This is a genomic window from Variovorax sp. PBL-H6, assembly GCF_901827155.1.
GTDB lineage: Bacteria > Pseudomonadota > Gammaproteobacteria > Burkholderiales > Burkholderiaceae_C > Variovorax.
This window is the reverse complement of the sequence record NZ_LR594659.1, coordinates 4,915,377-4,931,708: the sequence shown is the minus strand read 5'-3', so window position 1 is coordinate 4,931,708 and position 16,332 is coordinate 4,915,377. Positions and strand designations below refer to the sequence as shown.

Here is a 16,332-nt window from a genome sequence, read left to right as displayed (position 1 = left end):
CCTACTTCTTCTTCACCGGGGGCAGGTCGGTGCAGACGCCCTCGAACAGCTCGGCCGCCATGCCGATGGATTCACCGAGCGTGGGATGCGGGTGGATGGTCTTGCCGATGTCGCCGGGCTCGCACCCCATCTCGATCGCCAGGCACAGCTCGCTGATCAGGTCGCCCGCATGCGTCCCCACGATGCCGCCCCCGACGATGCGGTGCGTGGTCTCGTCGAACAGCAGCTTGGTGAAGCCATCGTCACGCCCGTTGGCAATGGCACGGCCCGATGCGGCCCAGGGGAACACGGCCTTGCCGATCTTCAGGCCCTCGGCCTTGCACTGCTCCTCGGTCTTGCCGGCCCACGCGACCTCGGGGTCGGTGTAGGCCACCGAGGGAATCTGCCGTGCATCGAAGTACGCCGCCTCTCCGTGCGCCGCCTCGGCTGCCACGTGCGCCTCGTGCACCGCCTTGTGGGCGAGCATGGGCTGGCCGACGATGTCGCCGATGGCGAAGATGTGCGGCACGTTGGTGCGCATCTGCTTGTCGACATCGATGAAGCCGCGGTCAGTGACCGCCACGCCGGCCTTGTCGGCGCCGATCTTCTTCCCGTTGGGGCTGCGGCCCACCGCCACGAGCACCAGGTCGTAGACCTGCGGCTCCTTCGGTGCCTTCTCGCCTTCGAAGCTGACCTCGATGCCCGCCTGGGTCGCCTTGGCGCCGACGGTCCTGGTCTTGAGCATGACGTTGTCGAAGCGCGGCGTGTTGAACTTCTCCCACACCTTGACGAGATCGCGGTCGGCGCCCTGCATCAGGCCGTCGAGCATCTCCACCACGTCGATGCGCGTGCCGAGCGTCGAATAGACGGTCGCCATCTCGAGCCCGATAATGCCGCCGCCGATCACCAGCATGCGCTTCGGAATGCCCTTGAGCAGCAGCGCACCGGTCGAGTCGACGACGCGCTCGTCCTCGGGCATGAAGGGCAGTTTCACGGACTGCGAGCCCGCAGCGACGATGGCCTTGGCGAACTTCACCACCTTCTTCGTGCCGCCCGTGCCGACGACTTCGACGTGGTGCGGGTCGAGGAAACTGCCGAGGCCGGTGACGATCTCCACCTTGCGAGCCTTCGCCATGCCGGCCAGGCCGCCGGTGAGCTTCTTGACGACGCTGTCCTTGAAGCCGCGCAGCGCATCGATGTCGACCTCGGGCGCGGTGTACTTGATGCCGTGCTTTCCGAGCAGCTTGACCTCGTCCATCACGCCGGCCGTGTGCAGCAGCGCCTTCGACGGAATGCAACCGACGTTGAGGCACACACCGCCGAGGGTGGCGTAGCGCTCGACCAGCACCGTCTTCATGCCGAGGTCGGCGCTGCGGAAGGCTGCCGAATAGCCGCCGGGGCCGGCGCCGAGCACGAGCACCTCGCACTCGATGTCGGCCTTTCCGTTGTAGCTTGCGGCGGCGGGGCCGGGGGCACCCTCACCCCCCGCCCTCTCCCGCGGGGCGGGAGAGGGAGCCGGAGCCGCCCCGCTCCCGCTGGTCTCGCTCCCTCTCCCGCTTGCGGGAGAGGGCTGGGGTGAGGGTGCCCCTGCCCCCGCCGCCTCCACGACGAGGATCACCGACCCCTCGCTCACCTTGTCGCCCAGCGCGACCTTCAGCTCCTTCACGGTCCCCGCATGGCTCGACGGGATCTCCATCGACGCCTTGTCGGACTCCACCATGATCAGGCCGGTATCGACCGCGATGACCTCGCCGGGCTTGACCAGCAGCTCGATGATCGCGACATCCTTGAAGTCGCCGATGTCGGGAACCTTGACTTCCACCATGCTTGCCATTGGGGGGCTTTCTTCAGAACAGCACGCGCCGAAGATCGGCGAGCACGTTGGCGAAATAGACGTTGAAGCGTGCGGCGGCGGCGCCGTCGATCACCCGGTGGTCCCACGACAGGGACAGCGGCAGCGTGAGGCGCGAGGCGTAGGTCTTGCCGTCGCTGGAGTGCTGCTTCCAGTAGCTCTTGCACACGCCCATGATCGCGACCTCGGGCGCGTTGATGATCGGCGTGAAGTAGATGCCACCAATGCCGCCGAGCGAGCTGATGGTGAAGGTGCCGCCCGACATCTGGTCTGGCTTGAGCTTGCCGTCGCGCGCGAGCTTGGCGAGCTCGCCCATCTCCTTCGCGATCTCGGGCACGGTCTTCTTGTCGACATCGCGGATCACCGGCACCATCAGGCCATTGGGCGTGTCGGCCGCGAAGCCGATGTGCCAGTAGTTCTTGAGCACCAGTGCGTCGCCGTCGAGGCTGGCGTTGAACTCCGGGAACTTCTTCAGCGTCGCGACCGCCGCCTTCATCATGAAGGGCAGCATGCTGATCTTCACGCCCGACTTCTCCAGCTCCTTGTTCATCTGCACGCGGAAGCCTTCGAGGTCGGTGATGTCGGCCTCGTCGTGCGTCGTCACGTGCGGGATGACGACCCAGTTGCGGTGCAGGTTGGCCGCGCTGATCTTCTTGATGCGCGACAGCTCCTTGCGTTCGGTCGGGCCGAACTTGCCGAAGTCGACCTTGGGCCAGGGCAGCAGGTCGATGCCGCCCACGCCAGCGCCTGCAGGCGCCGCGGCGGTCTTGCCGGAGGCCGGTGCAGCGGCTGCGCCGCCACCTTTTGCAAAGGCCTCGACGTCGGCGCGTACGATGCGGCCGTGCTCGCCGGTGCCCTTGAGCTTGCCGAGATCGACCCCGAGTTCGCGTGCGAGCTTGCGCACGGCGGGGCCGGCGTAGGCGAGCGCGAAGGCGGCTTCGATCTCCGCCTTGCCGGCAGTCAGCGCCGCCGCCGCTTCACTCCCTCTCCCGCTCGCGGGAGAGGGCTGGGGTGAGGGAACAACTGCCGAGGCAGGGGCATCGCCCGTCGCGAGCGACAGGATCACCGAGCCTTCGCTGACCTTGTCGCCGATCCTGACGCCGATGGCCGTCACCACGCCCGAGAGCGGCGCGGGCACATCCATCGTCGCCTTGTCGGATTCGAGCGAGACGATCGGGTCCTCGGCCTTCACCGTGTCGCCGATCTTCACGAAGATCTCGATGACGGGCACGTCCTTGAAGTCGCCGATGTCGGGCACGCGCACTTCGGCCACGCCGGCCGGCGCGCTGGTGGCAGACGGTGCGGCGCTCACGGTGGGCTTGGTCACCTCTGCCGGCGCCGCTGGCGCGGCTGTGGCGCCGTTGGCCTTGAAGCTCATGATGACGCTGCCCTCGCTGACCTTGTCGCCCAGCTTCACGGCGATGGCCTCGACCACGCCGCCGCGCGGCGCGGGCACGTCCATCGTCGCCTTGTCGGACTCGAGCGAGACCAGCGGATCTTCGGCCTTCACCGTGTCGCCCGGCTTCACGAAGATCTCGATGACGGGCACATCGCTGAAGTCGCCGATGTCGGGAACCTTGATGTCGATTGCGTTGCTCATTGCTCGTGCCTCAGACGGTCCAGGGGGCGGCGCGCTCTGCATCGAGCCCGTACTTTGCGATCGCTTCGGCAACCACCGCGGGCTTGATCACGCCGTCATCGGCCAGCGCCTTGAGCGCGGCCACCACGACGTGCCAGCGGTCGACCTCGAAGAAGCGGCGCAGCTTGCGGCGGTAGTCGCTGCGGCCGAAGCCGTCGGTGCCCAGCACGGTGTAGCGGCGGCCCGCGGCCTGCACGTACTCGCGGACCTGGTCGGCGTAGTTGCGCATGTAGTCGGTGGCCGCGATGACGGGGCCGTCGTGCCCTTCGAGGCATTGCTCGACGTGGCTCTTTCGAGCAGGCTCGGTGGGATGCAGCCGGCTCCAGCGCTCGGCCGCCATGCCGTCGCGGCGCAGCTCGTTGTAGCTGGTGGCGCTCCACACGTCGGCCGCAATGCCGAAGTCGTTCTTGAGCAGCTCGGCCGCGAACATCACCTCGCGCAGGATGGTGCCGCTGCCCATGAGCTGCACGCGCTGGCCCTTCTTTGGTGTCTTGCCGCCGTCGCTCAGGGGGTAGAGGCCCTTCAGAATGCCCGCCTCGCTGCCCTCGGGCATGCCGGGGTGCGGGTAGTTCTCGTTCATGAGGGTGATGTAGTAGTACACGTCCTCCTGCTCGCCGACCATGCGGCGCATGCCGTCGCGCACGATGGTCACCACCTCGTAGGCGAAGGTCGGGTCGTACGAGACGCAGTTGGGGATGGTTCCGGCCAGGATGTGGCTGTGGCCGTCCTCGTGCTGCAGGCCCTCGCCGTTGAGCGTGGTGCGCCCGGCAGTGCCGCCGAGCAGGAAGCCGCGCGCGCGCATGTCGCCGGCCAGCCAGGCCAGGTCGCCCACGCGCTGCAGGCCGAACATCGAGTAGTAGATGTAGAACGGGATCATCGGCACGTTGTTCGTGCTGTACGAGGTGGCTGCGACGATCCAGCTGGACATCGCGCCGCCCTCGTTGATGCCTTCCTGCAGCACCTGCCCGTCCTTGGACTCGCGGTAGTACATGAGCTGGTCGGCGTCCTGCGGCTTGTAGAGCTGGCCGAGCGAGGACCAGATGCCAAGCTGGCGGAACATGCCTTCCATGCCGAAGGTGCGCGACTCGTCGGGCACGATGGGCACCACGTGCTTGCCGATGACCTTGTCGCGCACCAGCGTGCCGAGCATCTGCACGAAGGCCATGGTGGTGGAGATCTCGCGCTCGCCGGTGTCCTTGAGCAGCCGCTCGAAGGTGGCCAATGGCGGGATCTCGAGCGCGGTCGACTTGCGGCGGCGCTGCGGCAGGTAGCCGCCGAGCGCAGCGCGGCGCTCGCGCAGGTACTGCATCTCGGGGCTGTCCTCGGCGAGCCGGATGAAGGGCATGTCGGGCAGCTCTTCGTCGGACACCGGGATCTGAAAGCGGTCGCGAAAGTTGCGCAGCGCGTCCTGCGTCATCTTCTTGGCCTGGTGGGCAATCATCTGGCCTTCGCCCGATTCGCCCATGCCGTAGCCCTTGACCGTCTTCGGCAGGATCAGCGTCGGCTGGCCCTTGTGCTTGACGGCGGCGGCGTAGGCGGCGAACACCTTCTCCGGGTCGTGGCCACCGCGGGTCAGGGCCCAGATCTGTTCGTCGCTCATGTCGGCGACCAGCGCCTTCGTCTCTTCGTACTTGCCGAAGAAGTGCTCGCGCACGTAGGCGCCGCTCTTGCTCTTGAAGTCCTGGTACTCGCCGTCGACGCACTCCTCCATGCGCTGCAGCAGCTTGCCGCTCTTGTCCCTGGCGAGCAGCGCGTCCCAGCCGCTGCCCCAGAGCACCTTGATGACGTTCCAGCCGGCGCCGCGGAACACGCTCTCGAGCTCCTGCACGATCTTGCCGTTGCCGCGCACCGGGCCGTCGAGGCGCTGGAGGTTGCAATTGATGACGAACACGAGGTTGTCCAGGCTCTCGCGGCCTGCGAGCGAGATGGCGCCGAGCGATTCGGGCTCGTCCATCTCGCCGTCGCCCATGAAGGCCCAGACCTTGCGCGGTGCCGTGTCCGCGAGGCCGCGCCCCTGCAGGTACTTGAGGAAGCGCGCCTGGTAGATCGCCATCAGCGGCCCCAGTCCCATCGAGACGGTGGGGAACTGCCAGAAGTCGGGCATGAGCCAGGGGTGCGGGTACGACGGGATGCCCTTGCCATCGGCCTCCTGGCGGTAGTTGAGCAGCTGCTGCTCGCTCAGGCGGCCTTCGAGGAAGGCACGCGCATAGATGCCGGGCGAGCTGTGGCCCTGGATGAAGAGCAGGTCGCCGCCGTGCGTGTCGGTTGCCGCATGCCAGAAGTGGCCGAAGCCGATGTCGTAGAGCGTGGCCGCGGATTGGAAGCTCGCGATGTGGCCGCCGAGCTCGGACGAGTCCTTGTTGGCGCGCAGGATGATCGCCATGGCGTTCCAGCGGATGATGGAGCGCAGGCGGTGCTCGATCTCGCGGTTGCCGGAGGACTTTTCTTCCTTCTCGGGAGGAATGGTGTTCTTGTAGGCCGTGTTGAGCGAACGGGGCACGTACACGCCGTCGCGGCGGCCCTCGTCGACGAGGCGATTCAAGAGGAAGTTCGCTCGCTCGCCGCCGCGGTGTTGCTGAACGGCGCCGAGTGCATCGATCCACTCGCTGGTTTCCGTGGGATCAAGGTCACCCATGGTGCTCATCGGTTTGTCTCCTGTTTCAGGGCCGTGACCGGTGTCGGGCGACGCGGTCAGCCTTGAAATAGAGCAATCGATGTGCCACGCGCTGCGCGGCGAGGAAAGCGCGTTAAGTCGTTGATTTCATGAGGGGTGGGCGGAGAACGAGGCAGGTGCTCCGCCGAGCTTCCGGATCGGAAGCGAAACGGCTGTCCGATTCACCGGACCGTTGATTGGGGGCAAACCCTGTGAAGCCCGAAGGCCTCAGGCCAGCAGGCGCTGCAGCCACGGCATCAGCGTGGCATTGACCTCGGCGGGCTTCTCCATGGTCAGCATGTGGCCGCAGTTCTCGATCCACACGAGCTCGGCCTGCGGGACCAGCTGCGCGATCTCCTTCGAGCATTCGGGGGGCGTCAGGCGATCGGCATCGCCGCAGATCACGAGCACCGGGCAGCGCAGCGACGGGAGCGCTGGACGCTGGTCGGGCCGCACCATCAGCGCACGGTTCTGGCTGACGAGCTGGTCAGTGCCGGCATCGAGCACGAGTTCCACATAGCGCCGCACCAGCGCCGCATTGCCGGCCTGCTCGGGATGGAAGGCGAAGGCCGCATTGAACTGGATCACGTCGCGCGCCTCGCCCTGTTCGAAGAGCTCGATCGCCGAGCCGCGCAGCTCGTGCATCTCGGGTGTCTCGGGCCGCGGGTTGGTGCCCAGCAGCGCGAGGCCGGCAATGCGCCCGGGCGCCTGGCGCGCGACCTCCATCGCGATCATGCCGCCCATCGAGGCGCCGCAGAGGACCAGCGGGCCTTCATGCTCGCGAAGCACGGCCTCGGCCATGGCTTCGATGCTCGGATGGCGCATGTGGGCGTCGCTGACGCGGGCGTCGATGCCGGCGGGCAGGGACGCGAGTTGGGCTTCCCAGAGGCGCTCGTCACAGGCGAGGCCGGGCAGAAGGACAAGGCAGGGCATGGGGCGATTCTCGGCCATCCATGCCGCCCGCCTCGTGCCATCGCCTGGCCACGTCTTGCGGGGACAATAGCTTCATCCCATGACCACAGACCTCATCCTGATCCGCCACGGCGAGACCGACTGGAATCGCGAGTTGCGCTTCCAGGGCCATATCGACGTTCCCCTCAACGACACCGGCCACGAGCAGGCACGCCGGCTTGGGCTGCGCGTTGCGCGCGAATCGGTGCAGTACCTGGTCAGCAGTGATCTCTTGCGCGCCCAGCAGACAGCGGCACCGGGGGCGCAGCAGCTCGGACTCGAGATCGTCACCTCGGTCGAATTGCGCGAGCAGAATTTCGGCGTTGTCGAAGGCATGCGGGCCGACGAGATCCAGCGCCTGCATCCGCGCGCCTGGGAGGATTGGCTCAAGTTCAGCGAGGACCACCGCATGCCCGGGGGCGAGTCGCCGCGCGAATTCCATGCGCGCGTCATCGATGCGCTCGGCCATATTGCGGCTGCGCACAAGCAACGGACGGTGATGGTGGTGACGCACGGCGGCGTGCTCGACATGGTGTGGCGCACGGCCATGGGACTGGGCCTCCACGGCCCGCGCCAGAGCGCGATCCCCAATGCCGGCTTCAACCGCATCCGCATTGCCGACGCCGCGAGGCCCGCACAGATCGAGATTGTCGACTGGGCCGATACCGGTCATCTCGATGGCATGCCGGCGCAGCCCAACTACGACCAGCGGCGGCACCTGGGCAAGTCGTGAGCCGCGCGGCGGCTCCGAAGGCCCATCGCACTGCAGTCGAACGCGAAGGTACTTCAGTCAGCCACGATCGCCGGCGCAGCCGTCGCGCTGCAGCACCGGCAGCAGCTGCGGCGCCATGGACCTCAGCAGCTGCACCGGCAGGGCACTGGTGAAGCGGTAGCGCGCTGCGTAGGGCTCGCGCACGTAGGCCACGAGCGTCCCGAAATAGCGGTCGCCGAGCGTGAAGACGAAGGTGGCCGTGCGCTCGACCTTGCGCTCCGCGATCACGCGCCCGCCGCGTCCGATGACCTGGTAGCGGTGGTCTCCGGTGCCGGTCTTGCCGGCGATCTCGATGGGCCGCCCCGTCGCATCCGGCACGGCATCCTTGAGGCGTCGCGCGGTCCCGTTGTTCACCACGTCGGCCAGTGCCCGGCGCGCGGCCTGTGCCACCTCAGGCGCCAGCAACTGCTGCGGCGCCGCGCCGCGCCGCTCGAGGCGCGTCTCGTAGGGCATGTCGCGCGCGAAGTGCAGCACGCTCACGCGCTGCTGCGGCAACTGCCGGCCGTCGTTCGCCAGGATACCCATCAACTCGGCCAGCGCCGCGGGCCGGTCGCCCGAAGCCCCGATCGCGCTCGCGTACGAAGGGGTCAGCGAGGCGAAGGGATAGCCCAGGCGCTGCCATGAGCGGTGGATCTGGGCGAAGGCCGCGCGTTCGAGCAGCTCGCGGATGCGGCGGTCCTGTGCGCTCTTGTGGCGCGTCCTGAAGAGCCATGCGTAGGCGTCCTGCCGTTCCTGCACGCTTGCGTCCAGCACCTCGGTGAGTGTCGCGCCGGGGTGGCGCTGCAGGTGCCCGACCAGCCACAGCTCCAGCGGATGCACGCGCGCCACGTAGCCGCGGTCGTCCAGCGACAGGCCCGAGTACGTATCGTGCATTGCACGCAGCGCGCGCGGCGATCCGGCCCCGCGGCCGAGGCGCCGCGCGAGGAACTGATCGAGCCGCGCCTGGCCGGCTTCGGGTTCGAGGGTGAACAGCACGCTCGCGAGACGCGGTGCCGACGGGTGCACGCCGTTGAGCAGCAGTGCCTCGGCCTCGGCGGGCGACTTGCCCTTGTACTTCCGGTGGAAGCGCGTCAGGTAGGCAGAGCCCTCGCGGTCGGCAAAGAGGACCAGCATCTCCCGCCGGCCCGGGTCCGATGGATCCTCGAGCATGCCGCGACCGACGGCCTCGTCGCCGTACATCCGGTGGCGCACGATGTCGCGCATCAGGCGAATGAACACCAGGTTGACCGAGTGCCTGAAGCCTTCCTGCACCGTCGTCGGCCCGGCGTGCGAGCGATCGAAGTTGCTGAAGCTGTGCAGGCCGCCGCCGGTGAAGAAGGCCTCGCCCGCGCCTGCCGAGTAGCGCCGCTGCATCGCCGCCTCCAGCATCGGGGCGAGGCTGCGATCGCGGGCGCGCAGCAGGTATTCGCGCGCCCAGATGCCGAGCGGATCGCGCTTGCTTGGCGTCCACGCGGAGAGCTCGGATGCGCGCCCGGCCCAGCGTTCGTGCAGTTCGCCGACCAACTCGAGGTAGCTCACCAGCGTGCGCAGCTTGGCGGTGGAGCCGAGGTCCAGGCGCGCACCCTGGTTGACGTCGAAGGGCTGGTCGATGTTGTCGGCCTGGATGCGCTGCAGGTTGGCCTGTGCACCGCGCTCGTACAGGGTGAAGCTGTAGACGAGGTGGCGAGGGTCGTCGCCCGGGTCGAGCAGGTGATGGCCGTACAGCCCTGACGCCTTCGCCCCCGCCGGGGTGCCCAAGGCGGTTAGTGCCCGCGCCGCGATGGCCTGCGCCTCGCTGTCCATGCTGCCGTCCACCTCGAGGTCGAGCCGCTCGAGATCGTAGGCACGCGGCACGCCGAGCAGGGTCGACACCTCGCCGCGCAAGGCATTCAGGCCCTTGCGCTCGATGAAGTCGGGCCGAGGCGTCGCCGGCCGCGCGGCCGTCCGTTGAAGGGGGACCTGCAATGCCGCATCGCGCAGTGAGGGGGCGATGACGCCCGCGTCCGCCATCAGCCGCAGGTAGCTGTCGGTGAGCCGGCCCAGGCTCTCGCCCTTGTCAAACAGATGCTGCGAAGGCCGGCGCTGCGCGACCATCAGCGACAGCGCCTGCTTGAACGCCTCGGCCTGGCGCCGCAGGGCCTCCTCGGATGGCGCGGCGCCCTCCGCGTTGTCGGACAGCAGACGGTTGACCTCGCCCACGTCGCGCCCGTACCAGGCCCACAGGCCGTCGCCGAGGCCGTGCACCTCGCCGAATCCGGGCCGCGCGGCCAAGGGCACGGTGTCGAGGTAGTCGACCACGACCTGGCGTCGCCGCGCCTGCGTGTCTTCGCCGTCCTGATAGGCGCGCAGCGAGGCCGACGCCATCTGGCGCAGCTTGTCGCCGATCGACTGGGTGCGGCCCTGGGGCGAGTGGCGGTACTTCTCGATCTGGGTCGCCAGGGTGCTGCCGCCGGAGGCCGATTGACGTGCACCGAGAGCACGGTGCAACTGCTCGAACGTCGCTTTCGCGAAGCGCTCGGGATCGACCGCCGGATTGCGCTGCGCCGGCTGCGTATCCAGCAGGTGCCGGTCTTCGACGAAGAGCAGGGCGTCGACCAGCAGCGGAGGCACGTCCTCGAACCGCTCGTACACGCGCTCGGGCACGCGCGATTGCGACAGGGTCCGGGCGCGGCAGTCGCGTATCGTCAGGCCGGCCTGGTTCTTCTCGCGGTAGGGGCCGTAGAGGCCGTGCTCGTGCAACTCGACCAGTCGTGGCGACATGCGGGCTTGCTGCGTCACCGCGTAGCCGCGGGCCTGCAGGCGCTCGATGAACGCCGGAAGCTGGCGGTAGCCGAGCCGCTCGTCATAAGGCCCCGAATGCGGGAAGCGAATGGCGTCGCTGGGTCCGGCGTCCAGGCTGAAGCGCGCATCGCGCCCCAGGTCGCGCCACAAGGCCGACTGCAGCCTCGAGGTCTTCAGCTCGTCCACGGTGAAGGCCACGAGCGCGGCCATCGCGGCGAGCCCCGCGCCAAGCCAGAAGACCGTCTTGAGCCTTGCCACGACCTGCCTCGCTGTGAGCCCGTACCGTGGGTTCTTCAGCCTGGATGATGCGCCTTTCGCGGCCTCTTGGGGAACGGGGGGGCCCGGAACCTGCGATGAATGCAAGGCTCAAAGAAAGACCGGCGTTCCAGCCGGCAGGAGGTACGAACCATGTTCCAACTGAAACATTGGCAAGACCCGGTGAATGGGGCGCTGGGTGCCTGGTTGCTTCTTTCGCCCTGGATCCTCGGCTATGACGCCGAGGCGGCCGCGATGACCAACGCGGTGATCGCCGGCGTCGCGCTGATGGCCGCCGCGCTGGGCGCCATGCTGCTTCCCCGCGCCTGGGAGGAGTGGACCGAGGCGGCGCTCGGCCTATGGCTGATGGCATCGCCCTGGGTGCTGCGCTTCAACGGCAACGGCGACGCCATGCTCACCGCAGTCATCACGGGCCTGGTGGTCCTGGTGCTGGCGGCGTGGACGCTTCTGGCAGACGAGGAATACAGCCGCTGGTGGCACCGCGCTGCCCACTGAGCACGGGCCTGGCGCCTACGCGGGGCGCTTGGCGGGCGAGACGTGGGGAGCCAGTTGCGGCAGTCTTAGCGAGGTGTAGACCTTGTCGGCTTGGCGCCGGAGGCGCCGGGATTCCGGCTGGGCATTGACCTGCTGCTGCAGAAGACCCTGGGCGCTCGCCAGTGTTGTTTCGGTGCCGGTGGCAATCAGGGCGTCGAGGTACAGCTGCTCGAACAGGTCGCGCTGCGCATGGCTGCCGCCGATTTCGACCAGGCGCGGCAACGCTTGCCCAAGCCCCTCGACCGCACCGGGCGCGTCGCCCCGCGCATGGGCCAGGAGGCCGCGGGCGGCTGGCACCGCCACGCGCTGCCAGCTGGCCCGCGTCGAAGGCACGGCCTGCGGCGCGAAGCCCTCGATGTTGTGCAGCAGGCGCTCGGCCTCGGGCCGGCCGGCGCGCGCCAGCCCGTAGAGGTATTGCAGGTCGAGGAAGGGCAGCACATGGTCGTCGAGCCGCTGCGCAAGGTAGCCGGCCAGCGCCTGCCAGCGCTCGCCGACATCGATGCCCGCGAGTTCGAGGCGGGCTAGCAGGGACACGGCGCCGATCTGGTCCTGCGAGTAGTCCATGGCCACGCCCCACACCTGCTCGTCGTACACGGCGAGCGCCTCGGTGTCGCGGCCCAGGTCGATCAGGAACAGCGCCACATGCCACCAGTTGTGGGTGACCATGAACGAGTTGAGGCCGACCCAGCTGTCGCTCACGCTTCGCATGAAGTCCAGGCCCTCGGAAAGCCGGCCCTCGGTCAGCATCACGTGCCCGAGCGCATGGTGGGCCCATGGCTCCTTGCGCGCCATCGCGATGGCGCGGCGGGCACTGGCCTCGGCTTCGCGCATGAGGTGGCATTGCTCGTACCCGAAGGCCGCCATGCCGTGCAGGTAGGGTACGTCGGCCACCGCCGGCAGCGCCGCCAGGGCGAGCCGCAGCATGCCGGGGCAGTCGCCGATGTTGAAGCAGTGGTACTGCCCGAGCTTGAGCGAGGCCAGGTCGCGCGGATGCTCCCGGGCCTGCTCGTGGTGCAAGGCGATGGCACGCAGGATGTCGCCTTCGGCCCAGGCCGAGACGGCCTCGATGTAGCGCTGCTCGCGCTTGCTGGCGCGGGAGGCGCCGGCCCGCGCGCGTTGGAGGAAGGGGCGCGCGTTGGAGACGGCATCGCGCGATTCGGCGAACAGGTGCAGCGTCGCGCAGTAGGCCTGTACGAGAGGGCTGTCGTCCTGCGAGGCCGCCAGCACGTCGGCCGCGCGCGCTTCGCAGGCGATGAAGCCCTCGACGAAGTCGTTGATCGCGCGCAGGCCGGCCGGCTCGGCAACGGTGATCGGATTGCCCAGGCTGTCTTGCATGGTGCATTTTTGCCCAGGATCTGCTCCTTGCGCTGTGAGCCGCTCACTCCTGCGGCTGCGTGTGATATCGACGCGCTACGATCACCCATGAAAAAGACATTCCTGCTGCACGTCGAAGGAAAGAAGGCTGACCGGCTTCTCGCAAGGCCCAGCCATCGCAATGCGGGGACCGAAGACGTGGGCAACACGTCGTCATGACGGGCATCCAGGCCAAGCGCAGGTTCATCGTCATCGCGCTGCTGTGCGTGGCGCTGGGTGGTGCACTGTTGCGACAGTTGTCAGAGCCCGATTCGACGGCCCGCGACGTCGGCACCTTGTTGATGCTGCTGTGGCTGCCGATCATCGGCAACGTCATCGCCTGGCTCATTGCCAGGGTGCGGCGCCCGGTGGCTGCGGAGCCGGCGGGTTTCGAGTCGGGCAGCACCTTCCACCCCCATGCCCTCGTCGAGTTCACGATGCGCACGCCCCAACTCCCGTCCGAAGACTCGCCAGTCCTCGAAGGCGAGCATCACTGCGTCCTCGTGGTGGACAACGAAGGCTTCTCTGCGCGCTGGATCGTGGCGCCAGGGCAAGCGTTCAGGCGCGGGACGGCGCAAACATTCCAGGTCGAGTTCCTGAAACCGGCGATCGCACGACAGCGCTTCCAACGCGACAAGGCATTCCGGATGCTGGTGGCCGAATCGTTCGTGGGTGAAGGCCGGGTGCTTGGGCTGCTCGACTGAGCGCCTGCGGAAGCGGGCATGTCACGGTGCACCGCGTCGCCCCCTGAGCCGTGAGCGCGTTTTCCCCAGGTCGCCTAGACCCCGGCCTGCTGGTGGCGGTACTCCTGCGTCAGCCCACCGTAGCCGTAGGCGGCGGCGCGTGCGTCGATGAGGTGCACGTACGACACCTCGTGCAGGTTCTTCCGCAGGGCCGCCATCGCAGCGTAGACCTCGCGCAGGTAGCGTGCCTTTTCCGCCTTGGTGTTGGTCTCGTCGGTGATGCTGATGTCCAGATGGAAGGCGGACTTGCCGAGCTCGGCGAGCGACCGGCCACCGATGAACCAGGCGTCGTCCGCGATGTACTGCACGGTGGTGGCGATCACCGGCAGCTTCTTGTCCAGGACGCTCTGGGTCAGCTCGGCGACGGTGTCGACCACGCGGCGGGTGAGCTGGGCATCAGGCTGGCCGGAGAGGTGGATCACGATGTGGGGCATGGCGCTTTTCCTTTCGAATCGATGAGGCCTTCATTGTGGGAAGTTGCAGGCCATCGGAAAAGCAGGAAGATATGATGGATATCATCGACTTTGCGAATGGATGGCGTCGTGCAGACCTTCGACCTGGAGCAACTCAGGACCTTCGTCGCCGTGGTCGAGGCAGGCAGCCTCACAGCCGCCGCGCCGCAGGTATTCCTGTCGCAGTCCGCCGTCAGCGAGCAGATGCGCAAGCTCGAAGAGCGCGCCGGCCAGTCGCTGCTGACGCGCAGCAAGGCCGGGGTGGCGCCCACTGCGGCGGGCTCGCGGCTGCTGGAGCACGCTCGGCGCCTGCTGGCGCTGGCGGAAGAAGCCCTGCGCGACCTTCGCGGTGAAACCCTGCAAGGGGAGCTTCGGCTGGCGGTGACCGACTATTACCGGCCGGGCGAGCTGGCGCGGCTGCTGGGTCGCCTCGGCGAGCGGTACCCGCAAGTGCGGCTGCATGTGAGCGTCATGAAGAGCGGCGCGATCGAGGCCGGCTATGCGCAAGGGCAGTTCGACCTGGGCTTGTCGATGCGCATCGGGGGGCAGGGCGATCCGGCTGCTCCCAGAGTGCCGGCGCTGCGCCGCGAATCCCTGGCCTGGATGGGAGCGACCGGCCTGCGCGTCGCACGCGGCGAGCCGCTGCGCCTGCTGGTGCTGCCGGACACCTGCTCCTTGCACCAGTTCACGATCAAGCTGCTGAAGCAGCGGCGCGTCCCCTTCATCGTGGCGCATGTCGCCTCGGGGGTCGCAGGCCTTCAATCGGCCTTGGCTGCGGGGCTGGGGGTTGCCTGCCTCAACGAGTCCTCGCTGTGCGAAGGCGTCACGCGTCTGCCGCCGCCGCACGGACTGCCTGCGCTGCCGAGCGTGGGGTTCCATTTCCTGCCGCCCCGGCGTGGCGAACCCGAGTTCGTGGCGCGTGCGCGCGAGCTATTGGCCTCGCACCTGGTCTGAGGTGCGAGGCGCAGTTCAGGCCACCGGCGGCTGCGGCCAGGGCCGTTGCGGGCCGCGGATCAGCTCGAAGGCCCGCGAAACCCTGAGCACGCCCAGGTCGTCGAAGCGCTGCCCCGCGATCTGCAGCCCGATGGGCATGCCGCTGCGGCTGTAGCCGCAGTTGATCGAGGCGGCCGGCTGCTCCGACATGTTGAAGGGTACGGTGAAGCCGATGTGCTCCAGCGGCCGCAGCGGGTCGTTGGTGGGCGAGGGCAGCTCGGCCTCGACCGGCAGGTTGGGCGCGGTGGGCGAGATCACGTAGTCGTACTTCGCGCAGGCGGCTACCGCCGCCACGCGCGTGGCGTGGAACTGGCTGAACGCGCGGAAGACATGCTCGCCGCTGAAGCCCGCGGCGCTCTCGGCCCATGCGCGGATGTACGGCAGCACCTTGGCACGCCGTTCGGGGGGCAGGGCATCGATGTCCACCAGCGAGCGCATGCGCCAGAGGTGGTCCATCCCGTCGAGCATGGCCTGGGACATGAACGGTTGCATGACCTTCACGGCGGCGCCGGCGCGCTCGAAGAGGCGAGCCGCCTCTTCGACGGCCGCCCGGATCTCGGCATCGACAGCAAGACCGCAGCCCGCGTCGAGCAGCAGGCCGATGCGCAGGCCGCGCAGATGCTCTGCGCCCACGTCGAAGGATGGCCAGTCGATGTCCTGCGGCGGCAGGCTCATGCTGTCGCGCGCGTCGGGTTGGGCGAGCACCTGCATCATGAGCGCGGCATCGGCGACGCTGCGCGTCATCGGCCCGGCGGCACGACCCATATAGGGCGGGTCGATCGGAATGCGGCCCAGGCTGGGCTTGAGCGTGAAGATGCCGCACCAGGCGGCCGGCAGCCTGAGCGAGCCGCCGATGTCGGTGCCGATGTGCAGCGGGCCGTAGCCGGCCGCGGCGGCGGCCCCGGCGCCTGCGCTCGACCCGCCCGGCGTCTTCGTCAGGTCCCAGGGATTGCGCGCGAGCGCATGGAAGCTGGAGAGGCCGGAGGACAGCATGCCGTAGTCGGGCATGGTGGTCTTGGAGACGATCACCGCACCCGCTTCCTTCAGCCGTGCCGCCGGCGGCGCGTCGGTGGCGGCGGGCCGCAATTCGACGGCAGCTGTGCCGGCAGGCAGGGGGTCTCCGCGAGTGGCGATGTTTTCCTTGATCGTGGTCGGTACCCCATCGAGCAAGCCCAGCGGCTCGCCGCGCCGCCAGCGCTCCTCGGAAGCGCGCGCCTGCTCGAGCGCGGCCTCGGGACGCAGCAGCCAGGTGGCCTGCAGCCTGGGCTCCCAGCGCGCGATGTGGTCGAGCACGGCCTGCGTGACCTCGACCGGGGAGAGGCTGCCCTCCCGATAGGCACCGACCAGTTCGTGGGCAGACAGGTCGTTCAGCATG

The 16,332-nt window shown here is 68.4% G+C and carries 12 protein-coding genes; 4 read left to right on the top strand and 8 right to left on the bottom strand.

What is annotated here, in order from left to right; genetic code table 11:
* Window position 1: 1 nt before the first annotated feature.
* The 4 genes from lpdA to G3W89_RS23365 form a co-directional block, all read right to left on the bottom strand.
* Window positions 2–1,813, bottom strand: coding sequence for a dihydrolipoyl dehydrogenase (gene lpdA / locus G3W89_RS23380; protein WP_162576396.1), 1,812 nt, complete (start codon window positions 1,811–1,813; stop codon window positions 2–4).
* A gap of 13 nt (window positions 1,814–1,826) precedes the next feature.
* Window positions 1,827–3,431, bottom strand: coding sequence for a dihydrolipoyllysine-residue acetyltransferase (locus tag G3W89_RS23375; RefSeq protein WP_162576395.1), 1,605 nt, complete (start codon window positions 3,429–3,431; stop codon window positions 1,827–1,829).
* 10 nt (window positions 3,432–3,441) lie between these two features.
* On the bottom strand, window positions 3,442–6,114 hold the full coding sequence (aceE, locus tag G3W89_RS23370) for a pyruvate dehydrogenase (acetyl-transferring), homodimeric type (protein WP_162576394.1): 2,673 nt from the start codon (window positions 6,112–6,114) through the stop codon (window positions 3,442–3,444).
* Between the two features lie 237 nt (window positions 6,115–6,351).
* A complete protein-coding gene (locus tag G3W89_RS23365; RefSeq protein WP_232076699.1) occupies window positions 6,352–7,056 on the bottom strand; it encodes an alpha/beta fold hydrolase in 705 nt (234 codons plus the stop codon).
* A 79-nt stretch (window positions 7,057–7,135) separates the two neighbouring features.
* On the opposite strand from G3W89_RS23365, the gene G3W89_RS23360 reads away from it, so the two are divergent.
* Window positions 7,136–7,807 carry a histidine phosphatase family protein gene (locus G3W89_RS23360; RefSeq protein ID WP_162576392.1) on the top strand — a complete coding sequence of 224 codons (672 nt, stop codon included), beginning with the start codon at window positions 7,136–7,138 and terminating at the stop codon, window positions 7,805–7,807.
* Window positions 7,808–7,864: 57 nt separating this feature from the next.
* Here the strand turns inward: G3W89_RS23360 and G3W89_RS23355 are convergent, their stop codons facing one another.
* Complete coding sequence (locus tag G3W89_RS23355; RefSeq protein ID WP_162576391.1) at window positions 7,865–10,864, bottom strand: transglycosylase domain-containing protein; 3,000 nt, start codon at window positions 10,862–10,864, stop codon at window positions 7,865–7,867.
* 150 nt (window positions 10,865–11,014) lie between these two features.
* Between G3W89_RS23355 and G3W89_RS23350 the strand changes: the two genes are divergently transcribed.
* The gene (locus tag G3W89_RS23350; protein ID WP_162576390.1) at window positions 11,015–11,377 is read left to right on the top strand and encodes an SPW repeat protein; all 363 of its coding nucleotides are present in this window, start codon (window positions 11,015–11,017) and stop codon (window positions 11,375–11,377) included.
* A gap of 15 nt (window positions 11,378–11,392) precedes the next feature.
* Here the strand turns inward: G3W89_RS23350 and G3W89_RS23345 are convergent, their stop codons facing one another.
* A complete protein-coding gene (locus G3W89_RS23345; RefSeq protein WP_162576389.1) occupies window positions 11,393–12,751 on the bottom strand; it encodes a tetratricopeptide repeat protein in 1,359 nt (452 codons plus the stop codon).
* Window positions 12,752–12,945: 194 nt separating this feature from the next.
* Here G3W89_RS23345 and G3W89_RS23340 point away from each other — a divergent pair, with 194 nt between their 5' ends.
* The gene (locus tag G3W89_RS23340; RefSeq protein WP_162576388.1) at window positions 12,946–13,473 is read left to right on the top strand and encodes a hypothetical protein; all 528 of its coding nucleotides are present in this window, start codon (window positions 12,946–12,948) and stop codon (window positions 13,471–13,473) included.
* Window positions 13,474–13,547: 74 nt separating this feature from the next.
* Here the strand turns inward: G3W89_RS23340 and G3W89_RS23335 are convergent, their stop codons facing one another.
* Window positions 13,548–13,946 (bottom strand): tautomerase family protein, encoded by a 399-nt coding sequence (locus G3W89_RS23335; protein WP_162576387.1) that lies wholly within the window; start codon window positions 13,944–13,946, stop codon window positions 13,548–13,550.
* A 108-nt stretch (window positions 13,947–14,054) separates the two neighbouring features.
* On the opposite strand from G3W89_RS23335, the gene G3W89_RS23330 reads away from it, so the two are divergent.
* Window positions 14,055–14,918, top strand: coding sequence for a LysR family transcriptional regulator (locus G3W89_RS23330; RefSeq protein WP_162576386.1), 864 nt, complete (start codon window positions 14,055–14,057; stop codon window positions 14,916–14,918).
* Between the two features lie 15 nt (window positions 14,919–14,933).
* Here G3W89_RS23330 and G3W89_RS23325 read toward each other — a convergent pair whose 3' ends face one another.
* The gene (locus tag G3W89_RS23325) at window positions 14,934–16,331 is read right to left on the bottom strand and encodes an amidase (RefSeq protein WP_162576385.1); all 1,398 of its coding nucleotides are present in this window, start codon (window positions 16,329–16,331) and stop codon (window positions 14,934–14,936) included.
* Window position 16,332: the final 1 nt, after the last annotated feature.

Excerpts from the sequence above, each read along its gene's own strand:
- G3W89_RS23365 (WP_232076699.1), bottom strand. The coding sequence starts at position 7,056 with ATGCCCTGCCTTGTCCTTCTGCCCGGCCTCGCCTGTGACGAGCGCCTC.
- G3W89_RS23375 (WP_162576395.1), bottom strand. The coding sequence starts at position 3,431 with ATGAGCAACGCAATCGACATCAAGGTTCCCGACATCGGCGACTTCAGC.
- G3W89_RS23350 (WP_162576390.1), top strand. The coding sequence starts at position 11,015 with ATGTTCCAACTGAAACATTGGCAAGACCCGGTGAATGGGGCGCTGGGT.
- G3W89_RS23325 (WP_162576385.1), bottom strand. The coding sequence starts at position 16,331 with ATGCTGAACGACCTGTCTGCCCACGAACTGGTCGGTGCCTATCGGGAG.
- aceE (WP_162576394.1), bottom strand. The coding sequence starts at position 6,114 with ATGAGCACCATGGGTGACCTTGATCCCACGGAAACCAGCGAGTGGATC.
- G3W89_RS23335 (WP_162576387.1), bottom strand. The coding sequence starts at position 13,946 with ATGCCCCACATCGTGATCCACCTCTCCGGCCAGCCTGATGCCCAGCTC.
- G3W89_RS23345 (WP_162576389.1), bottom strand. The coding sequence starts at position 12,751 with ATGCAAGACAGCCTGGGCAATCCGATCACCGTTGCCGAGCCGGCCGGC.
- lpdA (WP_162576396.1), bottom strand. The coding sequence starts at position 1,813 with ATGGCAAGCATGGTGGAAGTCAAGGTTCCCGACATCGGCGACTTCAAG.
- G3W89_RS23360 (WP_162576392.1), top strand. The coding sequence starts at position 7,136 with ATGACCACAGACCTCATCCTGATCCGCCACGGCGAGACCGACTGGAAT.
- G3W89_RS23340 (WP_162576388.1), top strand. The coding sequence starts at position 12,946 with ATGACGGGCATCCAGGCCAAGCGCAGGTTCATCGTCATCGCGCTGCTG.